This window comes from Pseudomonas sp. NPDC087626, assembly GCF_044743405.1.
Lineage (GTDB): Bacteria > Pseudomonadota > Gammaproteobacteria > Pseudomonadales > Pseudomonadaceae > Aquipseudomonas.
Genome location: NZ_JBIUWJ010000002.1, coordinates 136,341 through 154,269, shown reverse-complemented (window position 1 = coordinate 154,269; position 17,929 = coordinate 136,341). Strand labels below are relative to the sequence as shown.

17 protein-coding genes and 1 pseudogene are annotated in these 17,929 nt (G+C 55.1%); 7 read left to right on the top strand and 11 right to left on the bottom strand.

The annotated features are described in order from the left end of the window. The first annotated feature begins 39 nt into the window (after positions 1-39). The gene (locus ACIOVD_RS02400; protein ID WP_401125901.1) at positions 40-486 is read left to right on the top strand and encodes a hypothetical protein; all 447 of its coding nucleotides are present in this window, start codon (positions 40-42) and stop codon (positions 484-486) included. A 31-nt stretch (positions 487-517) separates the two neighbouring features. On the opposite strand, the gene ACIOVD_RS02395 is transcribed toward ACIOVD_RS02400, so the two are convergent. After that, positions 518-724 (bottom strand): hypothetical protein, encoded by a 207-nt coding sequence (locus ACIOVD_RS02395; RefSeq protein WP_401125899.1) that lies wholly within the window; start codon positions 722-724, stop codon positions 518-520. A gap of 371 nt (positions 725-1,095) precedes the next feature. Then, positions 1,096-1,419: a hypothetical protein gene (locus ACIOVD_RS02390; RefSeq protein ID WP_401125897.1), complete on the bottom strand. Its 324-nt coding sequence runs from the start codon at positions 1,417-1,419 to the stop codon at positions 1,096-1,098. Between the two features lie 678 nt (positions 1,420-2,097). Here ACIOVD_RS02390 and ACIOVD_RS02385 point away from each other — a divergent pair. Genes ACIOVD_RS02385 through ACIOVD_RS02375 form a run of 3 tightly spaced genes read left to right on the top strand, consistent with a single transcriptional unit; the run spans position 2,098 to position 4,936 of the window. After that, on the top strand, positions 2,098-3,138 hold the full coding sequence (locus ACIOVD_RS02385; RefSeq protein WP_401125895.1) for a hypothetical protein: 1,041 nt from the start codon (positions 2,098-2,100) through the stop codon (positions 3,136-3,138). Next, positions 3,135-4,238, top strand: a complete 1,104-nt coding sequence (locus ACIOVD_RS02380) for a hypothetical protein (protein ID WP_401125893.1) — start codon at positions 3,135-3,137, stop codon at positions 4,236-4,238. The genes ACIOVD_RS02385 and ACIOVD_RS02380 overlap by 4 nt, the downstream gene beginning before the upstream one ends. Next, positions 4,238-4,936: a hypothetical protein gene (locus ACIOVD_RS02375; protein ID WP_401125891.1), complete on the top strand. Its 699-nt coding sequence runs from the start codon at positions 4,238-4,240 to the stop codon at positions 4,934-4,936. The genes ACIOVD_RS02380 and ACIOVD_RS02375 overlap by 1 nt, the downstream gene beginning before the upstream one ends. On the opposite strand, the pseudogene ACIOVD_RS02370 reads toward ACIOVD_RS02375, so the two are convergent. After that, positions 4,914-5,128, bottom strand: a pseudogene (locus ACIOVD_RS02370) (site-specific integrase); the annotation flags it as partial. The gene ACIOVD_RS02375 and the pseudogene ACIOVD_RS02370 overlap by 23 nt on opposite strands. A gap of 251 nt (positions 5,129-5,379) precedes the next feature. Further along, entirely contained in the window at positions 5,380-5,589 is a 210-nt protein-coding gene (locus tag ACIOVD_RS02365) for a hypothetical protein (protein ID WP_401125889.1), read from the bottom strand. A gap of 381 nt (positions 5,590-5,970) precedes the next feature. On the opposite strand from ACIOVD_RS02365, the gene ACIOVD_RS02360 reads away from it, so the two are divergent. Beyond that, entirely contained in the window at positions 5,971-6,105 is a 135-nt protein-coding gene (locus ACIOVD_RS02360; protein WP_401125887.1) for a hypothetical protein, read from the top strand. A 12-nt stretch (positions 6,106-6,117) separates the two neighbouring features. Here ACIOVD_RS02360 and ACIOVD_RS02355 read toward each other — a convergent pair whose 3' ends face one another. The 7 genes from ACIOVD_RS02355 to ACIOVD_RS02325 all read right to left on the bottom strand — a co-directional run bounded on the left by ACIOVD_RS02355 (position 6,118) and on the right by ACIOVD_RS02325 (position 13,902). After that, entirely contained in the window at positions 6,118-6,507 is a 390-nt protein-coding gene (locus tag ACIOVD_RS02355; protein ID WP_401125885.1) for a hypothetical protein, read from the bottom strand. Positions 6,508-6,571: 64 nt separating this feature from the next. Next, the gene (locus ACIOVD_RS02350; protein ID WP_154860589.1) at positions 6,572-7,366 is read right to left on the bottom strand and encodes an SDR family oxidoreductase; all 795 of its coding nucleotides are present in this window, start codon (positions 7,364-7,366) and stop codon (positions 6,572-6,574) included. A gap of 59 nt (positions 7,367-7,425) precedes the next feature. Then, positions 7,426-8,664, bottom strand: a complete 1,239-nt coding sequence (locus ACIOVD_RS02345; RefSeq protein WP_401125883.1) for a thiolase family protein — start codon at positions 8,662-8,664, stop codon at positions 7,426-7,428. A 172-nt stretch (positions 8,665-8,836) separates the two neighbouring features. Continuing rightward, complete coding sequence (locus ACIOVD_RS02340) at positions 8,837-10,393, bottom strand: class I adenylate-forming enzyme family protein (RefSeq protein ID WP_401125882.1); 1,557 nt, start codon at positions 10,391-10,393, stop codon at positions 8,837-8,839. Between the two features lie 21 nt (positions 10,394-10,414). Continuing rightward, complete coding sequence (locus ACIOVD_RS02335; protein ID WP_159995030.1) at positions 10,415-11,545, bottom strand: trans-acting enoyl reductase family protein; 1,131 nt, start codon at positions 11,543-11,545, stop codon at positions 10,415-10,417. Between the two features lie 40 nt (positions 11,546-11,585). After that, positions 11,586-12,866 (bottom strand): acyl-CoA dehydrogenase family protein, encoded by a 1,281-nt coding sequence (locus ACIOVD_RS02330; RefSeq protein ID WP_159995032.1) that lies wholly within the window; start codon positions 12,864-12,866, stop codon positions 11,586-11,588. A gap of 61 nt (positions 12,867-12,927) precedes the next feature. After that, positions 12,928-13,902, bottom strand: coding sequence for an NmrA family NAD(P)-binding protein (locus ACIOVD_RS02325; RefSeq protein ID WP_401125879.1), 975 nt, complete (start codon positions 13,900-13,902; stop codon positions 12,928-12,930). A 161-nt stretch (positions 13,903-14,063) separates the two neighbouring features. On the opposite strand from ACIOVD_RS02325, the gene ACIOVD_RS02320 reads away from it, so the two are divergent. Beyond that, the gene (locus ACIOVD_RS02320; RefSeq protein WP_401125877.1) at positions 14,064-14,918 is read left to right on the top strand and encodes a helix-turn-helix domain-containing protein; all 855 of its coding nucleotides are present in this window, start codon (positions 14,064-14,066) and stop codon (positions 14,916-14,918) included. Positions 14,919-15,099: 181 nt separating this feature from the next. Beyond that, positions 15,100-17,766: a LuxR C-terminal-related transcriptional regulator gene (locus ACIOVD_RS02315; protein ID WP_401125875.1), complete on the top strand. Its 2,667-nt coding sequence runs from the start codon at positions 15,100-15,102 to the stop codon at positions 17,764-17,766. Positions 17,767-17,929 lie beyond the last annotated feature (163 nt).

Sequence of the window (17,929 nt, the reverse complement as noted above, 5' to 3'; positions counted from 1 at the left end):
CGGCGTCCTAAGCTAGATTGGTTCGTTAGGAGAAAAATCATGTCGCAGGAACTTGTAGGTGAACTATCAAAGGAAATAGATCATTGCCAAGTATGGGCGCGGCGCAACTATAACTATGCTCATCTTGTTTTTGGTATTACCGTTATGGCCAGCTTTATTGCGGCGATATTGATTGGTTCAAATGCGAAAGACTGGCCCGAAGTCGGCTTGGGTGAAACAGGATTTCGAATTTTGTTGACCGCTCTTACGGCGATGCCGGCGGCGCTTCTTCTGATTAACAATACACTTCGGTTTGAGGAGCGTTCAAAGTGGTTTTGGCGAAAATGTCGAAAAGCTCAGCGGCTTCTGAGAAAAATGCGAGATTCTAGAAATCCAGATCCAGAAGTTTTAAGTGACGAATTCAGTAAAATTTCAGAAGAAATGGAAAACGAATGGCCAGCCTTCGGCTCTTCTCCTTCCCAGCCAAAAAAAACGGGCCTTGATTAGAGACTGATTGAGCTCAAGTTGATATGGGTTATTAGGGCGCCAGAAGCACCGCCAGAGTCAGCTTGATGAACTCCTCGTTGCGGTCGATGGTATCCAGGGCACTGCGGACGTTTTCGGCGACCTCGGCCGATCCGCGCTGCTCTACCCAGTTAGACAGTTCCATGATGGCGGCTTCCAGAGCGAGCTGGTTTTCGTTGATCTTGAAGAGCAGGGAAGGGAGCAGGTCAGAATGTGACATCGCGAATCCTCGGCTATGGGGTCAGCGTTGCGGGGGCGTTTGAGGTCGGCAGAACGCTGGGGAGGAGGCAAAAAACTGAGTTACTGGTGCATGTGCGAGCCCAGGGCGCCGCGGCGCTGGTCGACCAATAAACTGAACGACCTAGCTGGCGCCGGGCGATTTCAGAATATCGGCAGCCTGATCAAGACCGGCAAGCTGAGGTGTGTTCCGCATGGCGCATCCGAGCGCAAAGAGCTGTATGACCTGCACTGAAAGTGCTCGCGTGAGCTCTGGGCCCCTGCTGGCCGAGCGCCGTCAGCGGATAGGATGTGATAAGAAGTTGGAAGCAGCGGCCAGGGCTGACGATGACCGCGGCCTCCATTGACGAATCCCTAATTAAGGTCCTCCATCAAGTCCTGCTCGGCAACATTGTACTGAGACAGGAAGAGCTCTTTGAGCCAAGCGTAGCCGACATCTTCAAACTCAAATTGGAATAGCTCTCCACCCACAGTGGCGAAAAAAATGACACCTCTACTTGTGTCTGCGTAAGTGTCGACGTCGAATTGGCCAATGTGCTTACTGTGGTATACGGCAATATCTGGTGTTTTAAAGTAGCTTTCAGCATGTAGCTTTGTTCTCGCTGGAACCATCCAGTCACCTAGTGGACCATGTCCGTTACGAGTTTTTATATGGTAGAACCTTGACTTTTTTGCCATGTCGCCATCCTGATCGTTTGGGTGAGTTTTGCTTCACCCTCAGGTCCAATGAGTTGTCAGTGGGAGGGTTGATGCCAAGATGGTGGCATGATGGCCGGATTTCAAGGTGTGTCATGTGAACCTTTCAGGCAAGCAGCTCCACCGATCCTAGGGGGATTTTGGGGTAGTTAGTCCCCTGAATACATTTGAAGGAGCGTTGGCATGCCGAGGTCGCCGAAGATTATCTTCATCGGTGTTTACTGACTTCTTCCGTGCTGGGTTCTGGTTTTATATACAGTGGTTAGACGCGGCGGATTTGTCGAATCGGGGCGACGAGACGCATAGGGGCTTCTGGCAACGCTGCCATTAAGCTAGCACTGCAGAGCCAAAACAGCCCATTTGGACACAAAAAGGCAATTGCGATTATCGCTAAGCGTCTGATTTGTTTCGCTTGTTTGGTGGAGTAGAGGGGGGTTGAACTCCAGGCTAGCCTTTGTATTTCGTGGCTTTCAGTGCCAAGACTTCCATTTTGCTGTCATTCGTTGAGCAGCCTGTTGAACTGGCATGCGAGAACTTTCTTGAGACATAGCAACGCTTAGTCTACTGTCGCTCCTCTAGCATGACGAGGTAGGCAGGAGGCCAGAAAACACCGCCGACAACGTCCTCTAAGGTCACGATTACAGCTATTAAGGAATTGGTATGTCAGGCGGTGAGTTATCGAACATTGGAAGAATAGCGGAAAAAATTTCAAATGAAATATTTTCTTTTTTTAAATGGAAAGTTGTAGGTCCGACTAACCTAAATTACAAGTGTGAGAAAAAAGATCTTCACTCTAAAATAAAAGATGGGGAGCACCATCACCCTACCGATGTGGTTTTTAAATATTTCGACCCGTATGCGAATAAAGAAATTTACATGCATACTGATCTCAAGAGCTATGCTAAAGGCTCAATTAGCTCCACTGAGATAAAAAAAGCGTTGGTTTCATTAGCTCGCTCAATTGAATGTGCGCATGTAAGCACTGAGTGGCGCGACCGGTATGTGGCAATAAAAAGTGAGCGCCGCGTCGTCAAAGGACTATTATTCGTATTTAATCATGATGATCAATATGATCGTGATTTTTATGATCATTTTCAAAATCTCCGCTTTGAGACTATGCATGTCAGGGAAGGGCAACAGTTACATATCGCAGAGCCTGCGCTGATAAATCATATGGCAACTCTTCGTCAGGATATAAACTCTCTAATAGCAGCTGACACCTTCCCCCGGCATCGATACACATTTTTATATCCTGAGATGGTTTTGCACAAACCATCCGGAGACTATTGGTCGAGACCTGCAACTATGGAGTTGATAGCCGCACCTTACATGATAATTCATCATGGTGCTGTTACGTCGGAATCTATTGAAGGTGTTCGATCACAAACTCATAGTGAAGGATACATAATATATTACCGTCGATCGGGTGAGTCTGAATTCGAGTTCATGTATTTGTTCGACGCTCTATCTAGGTTTCAGCTTCTAAAGGGCGATAAGGATTTGAAGATCCGTATTCGTGTGATTTGTCGCAATTCAAGCGCAAACCTTCGCAGTAACTACATGAGTGCTATTGCAAGCTACGTTCGAGACTGGAACGAGGACGAGCACCGGCGTGCTATCTTGGAGCGTATAGAGCTTGAAATAGTTAATATGGCGGTTCACAATTACAAGGCTGAGCAGATAGGGTGGGATCGCGCATGAAAATTGGCAGCATTTATTATGCGTCTGATAAAGCGATGTTTGATGCGCTAACTCAGCGCAAGGTCACTATCGCACACTTGCGCGAGTTGTTTCTTTCTAGAGGTATAATTATTTCTCCTGATACTGACAAAGAAGCTTTGGCGCGACAATTCAGCAGCTTTTTCCATGATTACGCGGACTACCAAAAACTGTCTCTCTTAATCGGCGCTCACAGTGTTAGAGAGCGGACTACCAACATAAGTATTACGACCGCTGTCACTGCCGATGACATGATGAAATCCCTGGAGTCGACTAAGGAGCTTTTCGAAGCAGAAGAGCACGACGTCATTGACATCTCGTCTGTGAATGGGGTTATTACGTGCACTATTCACTACCAGAAAACTGATTTTGGTCAGTCTGAATTTAGGCAGGTAGTTCAGAAACAAGCGGTTATAACGCTCGAGCCGCTTCGCAAGGGTTGGAAAGTTAGCGGTCCAATGAACGATAAATTCAAAAACCTAAGTGCTCAGTTGCAAAGCCAAATTGAAGTTATGACTTCAAGTGAAGTAACAGTCTCGGAAATATCTCTTTCTGCATACCCCGATCCGGAGCTCCGCACCCGCTTCTTTAGAGAATTGATTGAGCGGTTGCCTAAATTTAAGCAAGTCGATGTCATCGATGTGGCTACATTCAATCCTAAAATTAAAGAGGTCGACTTGACTGTCGACGACCTACAGGAAGACGAAGATGAAGAACTTCCACTTGAAAGTCCACGTCCAACTACACATATAACTAAAGCTCAGCTAAGTGGGCAGGGAGTTTTAGAATCTGAGCAGTTGTTGGCGCTTGAGGCTCAAGGTTTTTATATTTGCAAGATTTTATGGCATGCCAAGGATAATAATCAGGTTGATTCCGATATATATGTAATAGAGTCTCAGTTCGGAAATAAGTCGGCTTGTTCTGATTTCTCTTATATACTCAAGGGTGTTAAGCACTATCAGAGTCATGGAGTTTATGGCGCAAGGGTTAAAGCTTCACCCCCGGAGGAAGATCGGATAAAGAAGCTGATCGTTCGCGCTGCGGAAGATACCATTAAATTTCTCACCATAGGGAAAACATAATGCGAAATGTCAGGCTTCGTGCTTTCTCACTGCGCATTGGTGCGGAGGCAGATAAAATTGTCTCCATGCTCAATTCAGCGTCTTTCAGCATCGAAGAAGGCTCAGGTGTTGAGCTAATCGATCAGGAGCTTGGCTTTTCTATATTCAGGTATCACGAGCAGAGTGAAATTATTGATAACATCACCGATGTCTATGGTGAGCCACAGCGTAATGCATATCTTCAATACATTAGTTTCAAGTTTTATTTGGTTCAGATATCTGATGGCTTTCATCACGTTTTCATTGAATCGTCACCGAAAAGCCTCAAACAGTTTGTATCTACGCTACGTCGTGCATTTTCGGGGCCATTCTCGTTCGAGCCCGTGAAGCTTGATGTTTATGAATGGTACAAAAAATTTCAAACATTTCCTGATATTACAAGAGTTCGCATTCTGAAAGCGCAGTCCTCAATCATAAATATTGATGGGGATTCATCTTTTAGAATCGCAGTGGAGTCATCGTCGAACGCAATTATACAAATGGAAAGCATCGTTGGTGATAAAAAACTGTCTTTGGATAAGCTGAGACTATCATTTTTCTATCACCACACTGAAAGAGTTGTTGACCTGTCAGGCGCGTTTAATTTGGCGGTGGTCGGCTGGAAGGCACCTGAAGCATTAAAGTTTATTATGTCTGTCAGGTCTTGCGAGTTAATTTAGTGAGCATTGGTGTGACTCTGGCGAAAGCTCTTTCAGCTTTAAACCCTTTGTCCTCATTACCCGATGGCATCCAACGCCTATAAACCCGGGCGATCATTGTCCAGTCCGATTGCCCATTTGTTTAGCCACCCACATCGGGGGCTCTCCGGCAGACAGCATCATCAATAAGTTGGTGTACCGTGTTTGATACGGTCACATTCCAAGTCAGAATTACTATCGAGCGTTAAGGGTTTGACCTAGGCGTGGGCGATCAAGTGCATCGGATTTGGGGATGATGAACAGTCGGCAGGGCTCTAGATGAGGGAGTTAATCTCGTACCACTTTTTGTACCAAACGTTCGTTTTTTAGGGTGGGGTAGCGGGTGCAACACCCCCTGAAAGCCTTTAAAACCCCAGGACCAAAAAACGCCAGCAAATCCGCACAACATTCCTTGATGTCCATGCTTACTCCGGCGAAATCAACACCGCAAGCGTCAGCTTGATGAACTCTTCATTTCGGTCGATCGTGTCCAAGGCACCACGGACGTTTTCGGCGACGTCAGCCGACCCGCGAGCCTCCACCCAGTTGGATAGCTCCATGATGGCGGCCTCGAGGGCGAGTTGGTTCTCATTGATCTTGAACAGCAGGGAAGGGAGCAGGTCAGAATTTGGCATCGCGAATCCTCCGTGGAGTTTTCAGCGTAGCAGGGGGATTTGGAGTGGTGTTCGTTCGGCAGGACGCCGGGGAGGGAAATGGGTTGCGTGACTTTTGCGTGACTTGTCGTGACTCTATGTTGATCTATAGCTATTCGATTGCAGCGAGCGCCATAGAAATCAACCATGTACCAAGGGTTTGCTAGAGTTCTGCGTGCATGGGGTGCTAGGGGTCGAGTGTTCGAATCACTCCGTCCCGACCATATAATTCAAAAGGGTCGCGAGATTTTATCTCGCGACCCTTTTTTATTTTTGGTCGTTTTTACCCCTACAAAACGACTGGCTCTCAGTGGAATCCTCACTGCGTTCGCGTGAATTGATGCCTTATCTGGCAGTCGTCTCATGAGCAAGGCTGGAGAAAATTTACGCTATTTAGCCGTACCGGCGATGGATATGCATGCATGGATGATCGCCCAGCGTCATCTGGCGTCGACGCAGCAGGCGAGTGAAATCGATCAGTTACTGCCGCATCAGTGATAACCGGTTTAGTTACGCAAGGCATGATGGCCGGACGCATACGTAATAACGCCAGAACAGTAATGCATAGACGATGTCGCCCGATGCCGCTACTGGCAATGGCCAGGGGATGCTGCCCGCCAGCCAGTGACCATAGACCACCACAACAAACAGTACTTTCAGGATTATCCCGAGCAGGATATAGGGACGATACTGCAGCGGATCGCGAGCGATCATCCAATAGGCCCAGCCGAATATGATAACCAGGCACGTGGTGAGTTGAATGAAGAGGGTTGAGGTAGGGGTAATTTGCAGCCCCAACAGTGCAGCTACGGGTTGTAGGGCTACGAGTAATGGAAGACCTGCGAATACGTTGAAGCAGGCGGCAGAAATAAACAGCTTGCGTGTATAACTGTCGGTCATGGAATTGTTCCTGAGAGGTGGTGACGCTTCGCGTCGCGCTGAGACATCTTGTAACTTCCGGGCCTCAGCCAAGCAGCTTGAGTAATGCCGGATAGCTATTGGGGAACAGCCTGCTTATCCAGAACAAGGTGCTCGACTTGTTCCCTGTGATAATGCGTTTGGTTCCTTTGCGCAGCCCCTTGATGATGTCGCCGGCACAATCTGCCGCTGGCGTCAGTAGCATCTTGTCGGCAAGCGCTTTGAACCTTTCTTCTGTACTACCGGCGGCTTTACAGCGTCGTCCGGCCTTTTCAATATTGGTTTTGATTCCGCCAGGGTGCACACACACGGCGCGCACGCCGCTGCCCTCAAGTTCCGACCATAGTGCTTCGGTGAGACCCCGTACGGCGAACTTCGACATGTTGTAAGCGCTTTGCATCGGGAAACCTACCAGGCCAAATACGCTGGAAATGTTGACGATGCAGCCTTCCCGCTGGGCCTGCATCATCGGCAGGAACGCTTTGGTGCCGTACAGCACGCCCCACAGGTTGATACCGAGTTGCCACTCGTACTCATCGATGGAGGTGTTGGCAACTGTCCCGATGACTGCGGCACCTGCGTTATTGATGACGAAGTGCGCCGTGCCAAAATCTCGCTTTACCTCGTCGGCATGGGCCTGGAAGGCGTCCCAGGACGATACGTCCAGGAGGTAACCTTTGGCTTTACTGGCGTCAGGCAATAGCTTCATGGTTTTGTCGAGACCAACCTGGTTGATGTCCGACAGGGCGACGTGCGCGCCAGCTTCCACCATCTGGATAGCCAACTCCCGACCAATGCCTGATCCTGCGCCGGTGATGACGACTACTTTGTTTTGGAACATGTTTTTTATCCTTCTTGTTTTGATTGGTTTGGCCACTACAAGTTTTTGGCTGACAACAACTATTTGCTGAGAATGTGGATCGCGACGGCTGCCTCCTCAATACCCTGCAAACCGCCGCCGTTCTCCTGGATTGCATGGCGTGCGCCATGTACCTGGCGTGCGCCAGCCTCTCCGCGCAGTTGCGTCACCAGTTCGTAGAGTTGTCCGATCCCGGTAGCGCCGAGTGGATGGCCTTTCGATTCCAGGCCACCTGAGGTATTGATCGGGATGCGCCCGCCCAGCGTGAATTCGCCACGTTCAGCCGCAGGTCCGCCCTGACCGAACGGGACCAGGCCCAGGTTTTCGACCTGAATGATTTCGCCCATCGCCGAGGCGTCATGGACTTCGGCGACATGCATGTCTTGCGGCCCCAGGCCCGCCTGTTCATAGGCCTGGTTAGCTGCCAGGTGACCGACGTTCAGTTCCGGCTGATCGAGCCGTCGATGGCTAAAGCTACGGATGACACTGGCCGCTACCTTGATGCAGCGGCTCCTGTCGGCACCGATGCGTGCGAGTCCTTCCTCGGTGCACAGGATGGCGGCTGCTGCACCGTCCGACAGCGGCGCGCACATTGGCAGGGTGAGCGGGTAGGTGATCGGAGGGGCGGCGAGGATTTCGTCGATACCGAAGGCTTTGCGAAATTGTGAGTAGGGGTTATGGACCGAGTGAGTGTGGTTTTTTGCCGACACCGCTGCGATCTGCCGCTGCGTGGTGCCGTAGGTTTTCATATGCTGACGGCACAATGCGGCATAGATGGCCATGAACTTACTGTAAGGCTTGTCCGATTCCGACCCGGCAGGCGGCACCACGCCTTCGCCCATTTTCACCAGCGTCTGATAATTCTCTTCGGCGCGAGAGACGTCCCAACCAGCCTCGAACAGCGAGAGGGCCTTCAGTTTATCCGGGATGTTCATCTTTTCCGCACCCAACGCCAGCGCGATACTGGCTGTACCGGCCTTGAGACTTTGCACGGCCAAATTGAAGGCTGAGCTACCCGAAGCGCAGGCATTCTCGATGTTATAGATAGGAATGCCTTCAATACCGATCTTGCTGAACACGACCTGACCCGGGATCGAGAGCTGACCTTGCAATGGGCCATTGGTCATACCGGCATAAAACGCGATATCGAGATCGGCGGCAGTGCAGTGGGCGTCCTTCAGTGCGCCCTGGAAAGCCTCACGTGCCAAGTCGTCGAGGCTGCGTTCGATGTGGCGACCGAAGACGGTCATGGCGATGCCGGCGATATAGATATTGCTCATTGAAAATTCCTTATATTCAGTGGGTCAGTGTCCAGTTCGCACCCCACGGCGTGGTTGACGTTGGGTGCGCCTGGGCAGCGGCTTACTGAAGTTGCTGGTCGTTACCAGGATCAGGCAGGCGTATCTCGGCCACGTGCGGACCGAGGTTGAGATCGACCTCGATTTTTTCCCGTCAGATCTTCCGAGCTGATTTTTCCCAATAAGGCTGGCGCAGATCTTTCTTCAGCACCTTGCCCACCGGACTACGTGGCAGGCTGGTAGTGAAGTCGACCGACTTCGGTGCCATCACGCTGCCCAGCCTGGCCTTGCACAGCTCGATAAGCTCCTGCTCGGTGGTTTCCTGGCCTGGGTTGAGCTCGACCACGGCCTTGACGGCCTCGCCCCATTTTTCATCGGGCACGCCAATCACGGCGCAGTCCTGAACGGCCGGATGTCCCCACAGCACTTGCTCGACCTGGCTGGGATAGACGTTGAAACCGCCGGAAATGATCATGTCCTTTTTGCGATCGGTGAGGTGTAGATAGCCTTCGGCATCGATATGGCCGATGTCGCCGGTATGCAGCCAACCGTCGACGATGGTCTCGGCGGTCTTCGCCGGCTGCTTGTAGTAACCCTTCATGATCAGGTCGCCGCGCACGCATATTTCACCGGTTTCACCGCGCGGCAGGATCTGGTGGGTGTCGCTCATCACTTCGACGCGGACCAGCGGGTTAGGGCGGCCGACCGAGGAAAGGCGTTCGTCGTCGGCGAATTGGTCACCCACCAGATGTTCGTCGGGACGAAAGTTGGCGATGCTGGCCGGTGCTTCGGTCTGACCATAGCCGCCGGTCATGACCGGGCCGAAAATCTCGATAGCTTTCTTCAGCTTGTCTACCGACATGGGAGCCGCGCCGTACATCAGGTACTTCACCGAGGAGAAGTCCAGCTTCTCGATACCGGGAATCTCCAACAGCCTGTAGATCACCGTTGGCGGCAGAAAGAGCTCGCTGACCCTGTGCTGCGCAATGGCGTTCAACATCAATGCCGGATCGGGTTTGGTAATGACCACTACAGTGCCACCTTGCGCCGTGCAGGGTACGGACAACAGGCCGGCAGTGTGGGTCATCGGTGCGGCGGCCATATTCACCGGCTTTTCACCATTGCGATAAGCACAGGTCAGCATGAAGTGGGCGATGAACGTCTGCACGCTGCGGTGGGTGTTCATCACGCCCTTTGGCGTGCCCGTAGTGCCACCAGTGGGTGAGACCGCCACCACGTCGTCCATGTCATAAGCGACTTCGGGACGGCTGGCCGGCTGGCCGGCACTCCATAGTTCCAACGAAGGTGCATCGACAGCGTCGGCATCGATACAGATCCAGTGTTTGATCTTAGGCAGCCTGGACCGTAGCTCGGTGATGATTTGCGCGAAATCGTTCTGGTAGAACATCACCTCGCAGTCGAATGCGTCGAGGATGTAGTGATTCTCTTCGCTCGAGTTGCGCGCATTGACTGGAATCCAGGTCATGTTGGCGCGCCATAGACCCAGTGTGCAGGCCCAGGCGGTGACGTCGTTACCTGACCAGACGGCACCCTTGGTTTCCTTCGGCAAGCCCAGTGCGAGCAACTTGTTGGCGATGCGACACGAGAGCTCGCCGATTTCGTTGAAGGTGTAAGCGCGCTCGCCCTGGATGTAGGCGACCCCGGCAGGGTTGATGCCCCAGCCGCGATCGTAAAAGTCGATGATGGCCATAAGTGGTTCCTGTGCCGGTAATCAGAGTTTGGTAACGGTGGCACGGGCCAGGCCGCGTTCTTCCAGGAAACCGAGCAGATACCGGTGTCCAAAAGCCTTGGAACCGGAAGCGAAGCCGACCTTGTTGGTGTCGTCGTCGAGCAGCCTGATCGCCGCCGCGGCCTGTAGGGCACCGGTGGAAATATAGGGTGTGACGCCATGCACGGTAGCGCGCACGGCGGCCAGGTGACCGCGGCCGATAGCGATGTCGACGCTGCGTTGCAAGGTGGTGCGTTCGCGGGGCGGCATGCTCGGCGTGGTGGCCTCTACCAGGCTCTTCACCACCGCGTCCTGCTGCTCCTTGGACAAGTGCTTGTATTCCGCTTCCCACTTCTGGCTCAGGCCATGCACCATCGGCATCACATTGTTGTCGTAGAAACCGACTGCGGAGGTGCAGGCGCGCACGCGCGGATCATGCTCGAAGTAAATTGGCAGCGAGGTTCCCCCCCAAGGCAGGCAGAAAACCGGTTGCATGAAGTTGGGGTCGACAATGTTGAACGAAGCGGTGGCTGGGTGCTGCACCAGCTTGTTTTCCCACAGGTAGAACTGCTCCCGGTGGAACAATTCGAAAATCGAGGCCGCCGAGCCCAGGCTGACCCCGGCGACATCACGCGGGCCGCGGCACAGGGCGGCGGTTTCCAGCACGTCGATGCCGGGGGTTTCCAGCGCCAGTTCGGCGGCGATCTCGGAGAAGCTGAACATGTAGGACAGCGATGGCGAAACCAGCAGGCCAGCCTGACGATAGAGCTCGCCAAATTGCTCGCGAACCTGACGGACGTAGCTTTGCTCGCCGGTGGTATCTATGTGGTGGCAGCCGGCCTTGAGCGCGGCCTCGACGGTGGTCAAACCGAAGTTGACGAAGGGGCCAACGGTGTTGCAGACCACTTTGGCCCCCTTGAAGGCGGCGCTCAGCGATTCGACGTTGTGCTCGGCCTCGATGATTTCATAGGTCGCGGACTCCAGGCGTACCACACGTTGCGCCATCATTTCCTGCGCGCGCTTGGCATCGCGCGCCACAGCGGTGAAGGGGATGTTCTGGTCGATCAGCCAGTCCATGGTCAGCATGCCGGTGTAGCCACTGGCGCCATAGACAACTACGGGATACTTAGCCATTTCTATTGTCTCCAAAGTTTATTGTTAGTCGGGTTTGGGATCAGTACTGGGGCCAGCCGTCTTCGTAGAGCTCCTGGACAAGGAAGCCAAGGCGGGTGGTGAGCATCATGTTCTCGCCGTCTTCGATCAGCGCGGCGCGGGCATCGCGGAACAACTTCTCCATGGGGTACTCGCGGGTCAGGCCGTTGCCGCCGAACATCTGCAAGGCATCGCTGACTACGCGCATGGCCTCTTCGGTCACGGTGACCTTGCTGGAAGCCGTGGCACAGGGGTGCCCCTGCGGGGACAGGCGCGCATAGGCCAGGGAGCGGCGGGCGACAGCCCGGCAAAGCTCGACACGACGCATCATGTCGCCGATGCGGTAGCGGGTAAGCTGGTGGTTGATCAGCAGTTGGCCACCCTGCTTGCGCTCATGGCAGTAAGCCAGGGCCAGTTCGAAGGCGGAACGTGCCACGCCAGTGAACCATTGCGCCATGTGGGTGCCAGCGAACGACCAGGTCGAAACGACGTTGCCGTAGTACTCGTCCTGCAGGGCTACGGCGAAGCGCTTGGGAATCCGCACGTTGTCGAAATACACCTCGCCCTGGGGCAGGGCGCGCTGACCGATCTTCTCCAGTGGCTTGCCCTTGCTGACACCGGGCAAGTCCAGGGGCACGATTACAGAGATGCCATAGGGCAAGCCATTGGCATCGTAGAAGCCGTTGCCATAGTCGGCGGTCATGTAGGCCAGAGCCACCTGGGCCACCGCGCCGTTGGACACCCAGGCCGAGCACTGGCCGTTAATGACGATCTCGTGCTCGCCGACCTTGGCGAAGAGATTGCCCTTGTTGCCTAACTGCCCCGGCACCCAGTCGCGCTGCATGTCGAAGGCGCCGGCGTCAGTACCCTTGTCCGGATGGGTAATCATCCAGCAGCCGATTTTCCCGGCACTCAGATCGATCAGCTCCTGGTTCCCTACGGCTTTGGCCATCTCGTTCGGGAAGGTGCTGACGCCCAGGGAAACCGCCAGGCCGGCATCGCCCCAGCCCATTTCCTCGCCGATCATGGATTCGACGCGTACAGCCGTTTCCGGCGGCAGTTCGGCCAGCAGATCGGAATCCAGGCCCAGCTTGGCGGCTTCGCTGAACACGCTGTAGTACGGCGAGCCGGGGGCGACCACCTGCTCTGCGGTCATCTTGTCGAGTTCCTGACCCAGGGGGCGCATGAAATCCTTGGCAAAGCGATGCACGCTGTCCTGGATGCCGCGCTCGACCTCGTTCAGGGGCGTTTCAAAGCCGGTTATTGAAATGTCAGGCAGGTTGATCCGGTTACTTAGTTTCATGATGGGCCTCGTCATATCACTCGGTTTTTCTTATGGCCTGCACTTTGGTTTTCGAGATGCGTCAGGCGTCGGCCGGCAGTTCGCCGGCGGCGATCAGCGTGGCGCGCGTGGCCTCGACGAAGGGCTCAACGGTGTCGACGAACAGCTCTTGCAGCGGCGTCCCCTTGAACTCGGGGAGGAAGGTCTTGTTCCAGTGGCCGCACAGCGACATGCCCGCTGGGGTATCGACCATGGCGACGCCGATCGCCAGCAGGGTCTGGATGGCACCGGGACGGGAAGCCGCGTAGGCTGCGCGCCACTGCTCGGGCGTCAACTCGTTACGCTCGATCGGGCGCCCCATGGCTTGTTCGCGCGCGGCCAGCAGCTCGTTCCACGAACACCAGGCCGTGGCCGCGACTGGACAGATCGCATTGCGCGAGGCCGGGTGGGCCAGCACATGCGCAATGATGCGACCGACATCCGCGCCGGTCGACCAGGCCAGCTTGACGTCGGGATCGCCCATCACCATCACCGGCTCGAGCATGTAGTACTCGATCCAGGCACCAGCCGGAATGATGGTGTAGTCCATGCCGGCCAATTCGATCATGCGCCGGATGAACGCCTTCTGCCGGGCCATCAAGCGGTGCGTGGTGTCGGTTTGCCAGAACTGTTCGAATTCGTAGATCGCGCCGTACTCGGATGGCACGAAGCGTTCGACCCCGGCTTCCTTGGCGGCAAAGATCAGCGGCATCTGCGATTCGGTTGCATAGAGCGGCACGCAGGACACCAGGTAGTCGGTGCCGCGCAGCGCCGGGACCAGCGCTTCGGTAACGGTGACGTCGACCTCCTTGATGGTCACGCCCTGACGCGCCCATTCGGCGTACTGCAGCTGTTTTTGCGCCTCACTCTTGCTGATGCCCGACGATGAGCGTTCCACCTGGCCGGAGCGGCGCGCCAGTACATTGATATTGACCAGGCCCTGGCGAATGAACTCATTGACGCAGGCGATGCCCGCAGTCCCGGTGGCGCCGAATACAGTGACGGTCTTCTTGCTCACGCTGTTCTCCTGGCTGTGATCAGTTATGCGGGCGAGCGGTTGTGCCCGCCTCGCATTAAGGCGAGTGGCGGAATATTTGGCCGATTATTGTTCTTCCCGACATCGACAACTCACCTGAAAAGCGGTCATATTTGTCAAAATATGCTCATCCCGAGATGCCCATGAATCCGCAGCAACAGGTCCATGAAACACTGGGATTGCCCTTGCTGGGCGGCCTGGTGTGCAGGGAAATCCCCTTGTATGCGGAGCGCTACTTCCTGCATACGACTGATCTATCCGTCCCGCCCGTTGACTTCATGGCCCTGTTGACCCAGTTCGGTGGCTCGCGGGCGGATGAGGGGGCAGGGGGCGAGTTGCGCTCAACCTCGATGCCCCGCTTGTCGATGCTGCTGCCTGCAGGTTGTGCCACTCAATGGCACTATTCCGGCAGCATTGATTTCGCGGTCTTTTATCTGCCCGAGCGCACTGATGGCGTGTTTCGACAATTGCGTGAACTATGCGCTGGCGCGCAGGCACCATTGCCCGTCAGTGATGGCTTGGTGAGCGCAGCGGCCCGGCAATTGATGGATGAGCTAAGTCTTGGGAAAGGGGCTGATCAGGGGTTCATGGCAAGATTGGCCATGGTCATGCTTGAGCAGGTGTATCGTGCGTTACGGGTTGACGCGAGCAGAGGTATTTATCCGCCGCATATTCATCTGGCGCGCCTGCATACGGTACTGGTCTACATTCGCGAGCATCTGGGGCAGGAACTCTCGATCAGCACGCTGGCTGGCCAGGCGGGTGTCAGCCCGGCTCATTTCCGACGGCTGTTTCAGCGTGCCATGGGTATGCCGCCCCATCGCTATGTGATGAATCTACGACTGGAACATGCACGTGATCTGCTCATGCAGACCGATCTACCCATTTTGCATGTGGCATTGGAGTGTGGCTTCAGCTCCCAGAGCCACCTGACTGCAGCCTTCAAGGTTGCGCACGCCAGTACGCCGGCCGAATACAGAGTCCTGGCTGGACGGTAGCGGGTTCTTTGGCGTAGCGAGCAGGTCACTCCGCCGAAGTACGCAAGCGGCTTGTGTTGGATTGCACCGGTGTTCAAGTCATCGGACTATTCCATGGTAGTGTTCGGCCGTTTGGAACTGTATCCAGCGATCTTCAGACGCTCCTTGGGTAAGCGTCGCTCAACCACTCAGGTCTGAAACAATGGACTGCATAGAGCCCCAACTGATCCTCAAAACGACACCGCCGCGTAGTCAGAAATCAGCACGGATGCGAAACCGCCTGGGTCTCCATACCCAGGAACTGACCGACAAAGTGGTGATCGCCGTTCAAGCGCCGGCAGGCTTTGGCAAAACTTTTCTGCTGACCCAGTGGCGCCGTGAATGTTTATCTCACGGCGCCGTGGTGGCCTGGATGACGCTGGATGCACAGGATGATAGTGCGCGTTTTGTCCAGGGGCTGGGAGTTGCCATGGCAATTGGCAGCGGTCGGCCGTCGTTTGCCCGCGCATTCGAGCCTATTGCGGGACTGGGGCGTGACGAACAGGAAGGGCTGACGCAGTGGTTGGCGGAAGTGGCTGATCTGGGTAGTGAAACCGTATTGATTCTGGATGAAGCGGATACCTTGCCCGAGCTGACGATCCGTCACTCCCTGACGTACCTGTTGCACAACGCGCCGGCCAATTTGCGCATCATAATGGCCTCTCGGGTACGGTTGAATCTGCAGGTGGCGGACCTCGCGGCAAGAGGGCTTTTCACGACGATCATGACAGCAGCTTTACGACTGAATGTGGAAGAGGCGCTCGCCATCCTCAATGACCGTTTCGGTGCAAGGGTCGATGCCGACCTCTGCGTGCGGTTGCACGAGATAACCGAAGGTTGGCCGCTTGGCCTGCAATTAGCGATTTCGGCGTTGGAGAAGAGCTCGAATCGGAGTGCTGCAGTCGAAGAGTTGTCGACTTGTCTGGGGGATATCCAGCGTTATTTCGTCGACAGTCTGTTCGCACATCTTCGGGAGGAGCAGGTTCGCTTTCTGACCGGCATTGCATTGTTGGAAATGGTCCAGCCCTTGTTATGCGAAGCGCTGACGGGTAACGCTCGCTCGGGTGAATTGCTGAAGGAATTGTGTGCCTCGACACCGATTTTTGTTGAAAGTATCGACAGTGACTGGGTGCGCATCCATCCATTGGCGCGGGAATTTCTGCTCGGCCGTTTTGCCGACTTGCCGTTGGAGGAGCGGCAGGGTTATCACCGGCGTGGCGCTGTGTGGCTGGAACAACACGGATTCCTGGAGCAGGCCGCCCGGCAATATCTGTTGGCCGGCATGCCCCAACCGGCCTATACGTTGATCGGCAAATGCCTGTACGAAGTCATGTTGCAAGGGCAGTTCAGTCGGGTGCTGGAATGGGTCGAGGAGCTTGGCCCCGCTGACGTGTTGTCGCATCCGCGCATCTGCCTGGCGGCGGCCTGGACATTGGCATTGGGAGAACGTCAGGCAGAAGCGGCGCAATTGATTGCTGCTATTGAACAGCATCCGTCCGCCGACGAGGCGACACGTTGTGAAGCTGCCGCCATCGCTGCCGCAGCCGCCTACTTTGCGGATCGTCCGGATGAATCGCATGGACTCATCATGCCTTGGGTCGATCGATTGCCTTCGTTCTCGAGCAAGGTGCAAGCCATTGTCGCGACCCAGGTCGCCCGTCTGACGCTATTGCAGGGACAACCGGAGAAAGCCCGGCGAATCTTTCAGCGAGCAGCGCTTTACGCGGGTAGTCCTGGCCTTGATGCCGTACGCGGGTATGGCGAGTGGGTGGTCGGCCTTGCTTATTTATACGAGGGTCGAATGGTGTCGGCGCGCACGGCGTTGCACGACAGCCTGTTGCATGCCGAACGGGACATCGGTCGGCGCAGTCCGGTGGCGGTCATGTTAGCGAGCGCTCTGGCGACGGTGTTGCTGGAACAGGGGGAAGTCCAGGAGACCGCTACGGTGCTGGCGAACAGGCTGGATATCGTTGAGCGATTGGCCTCCCCCGATGCCATTGTGCAGGGTTTCCTCGCGGCCTCTCGACTGGCCTCGCTCCAGGGGCAGGGGCATCGCGGGCAGGATCTGCTCGAAGCGTTATTCGCCCTTGGAGAAGAGCGAAATATTCCACGATTCTGCATTGCCTCCCTGGGAGAGCAAATACGCCTGCATGCCTTGCAGGGACGCAGCGATACCTGCCAGGCATTATGGCGACGACTGGACAGTTTCACGCCGGTTATTGCCCGTGAGCGAGCAGGGTTGCTGGGTCCGGAGCTGGACTTGCTGGCCGGGGTAGCCAACGCTTATGCCTTACTGGCCCAACGTGACTGGGAGGCTATGCTGGCGGTGCTGGACAAGGTTGGCGAAACAGCCGAACACCTGCGTCGTGGGCGAGACATCGTACAGATCAAGCTGCTCAGGGCACTGGCACTGCGGGCGACGGGGCAGGGCGGCACTGATTATTTGCTGGAGGCTGTCAGCCTCGCGCAAGAAAACGGTATGTTACGCGTAGTGCAGGACACCCATCCGGACCTGATCAAATGGGAGCGGACGCTTCAGGGTGAAACGGTCCCATTGCTTACGGCGACCGCTACGCCCGCACCTGTTGCGCGACCGGAACCCACCCCATTGAGCGTGTCCGCGAGTCGTCTCCTGACGCCCAAGGAACGCGAGGTGTTGCAGCTATTGGCTCGCAACCTGTCCAACAAGCAAATCGCCCTGGCGCTGAATGTCGGCGAGGAAACCGTGAAGTGGCACTTGAAAAACCTGTTTGGAAAATTCCAGGCCGGTACCAGACAGCATGTTGTCGCGCGTGCATACATGCTGGGAATTCTCGAGACAGCGGGCTGATGCGAACTCACCACCCGAGGTGATCCGTTCGGATCATCTTTCAATCCCCCCCGCCCCCCCAAAAAAAACGATTTCCAGCCGCCCCCCCAGTCAATGGGGGGGTTCGCTTTTCGACTTCGCAATAGTCTGAACCCACAAATGCGCCAACGTATCGGCGAGTGGG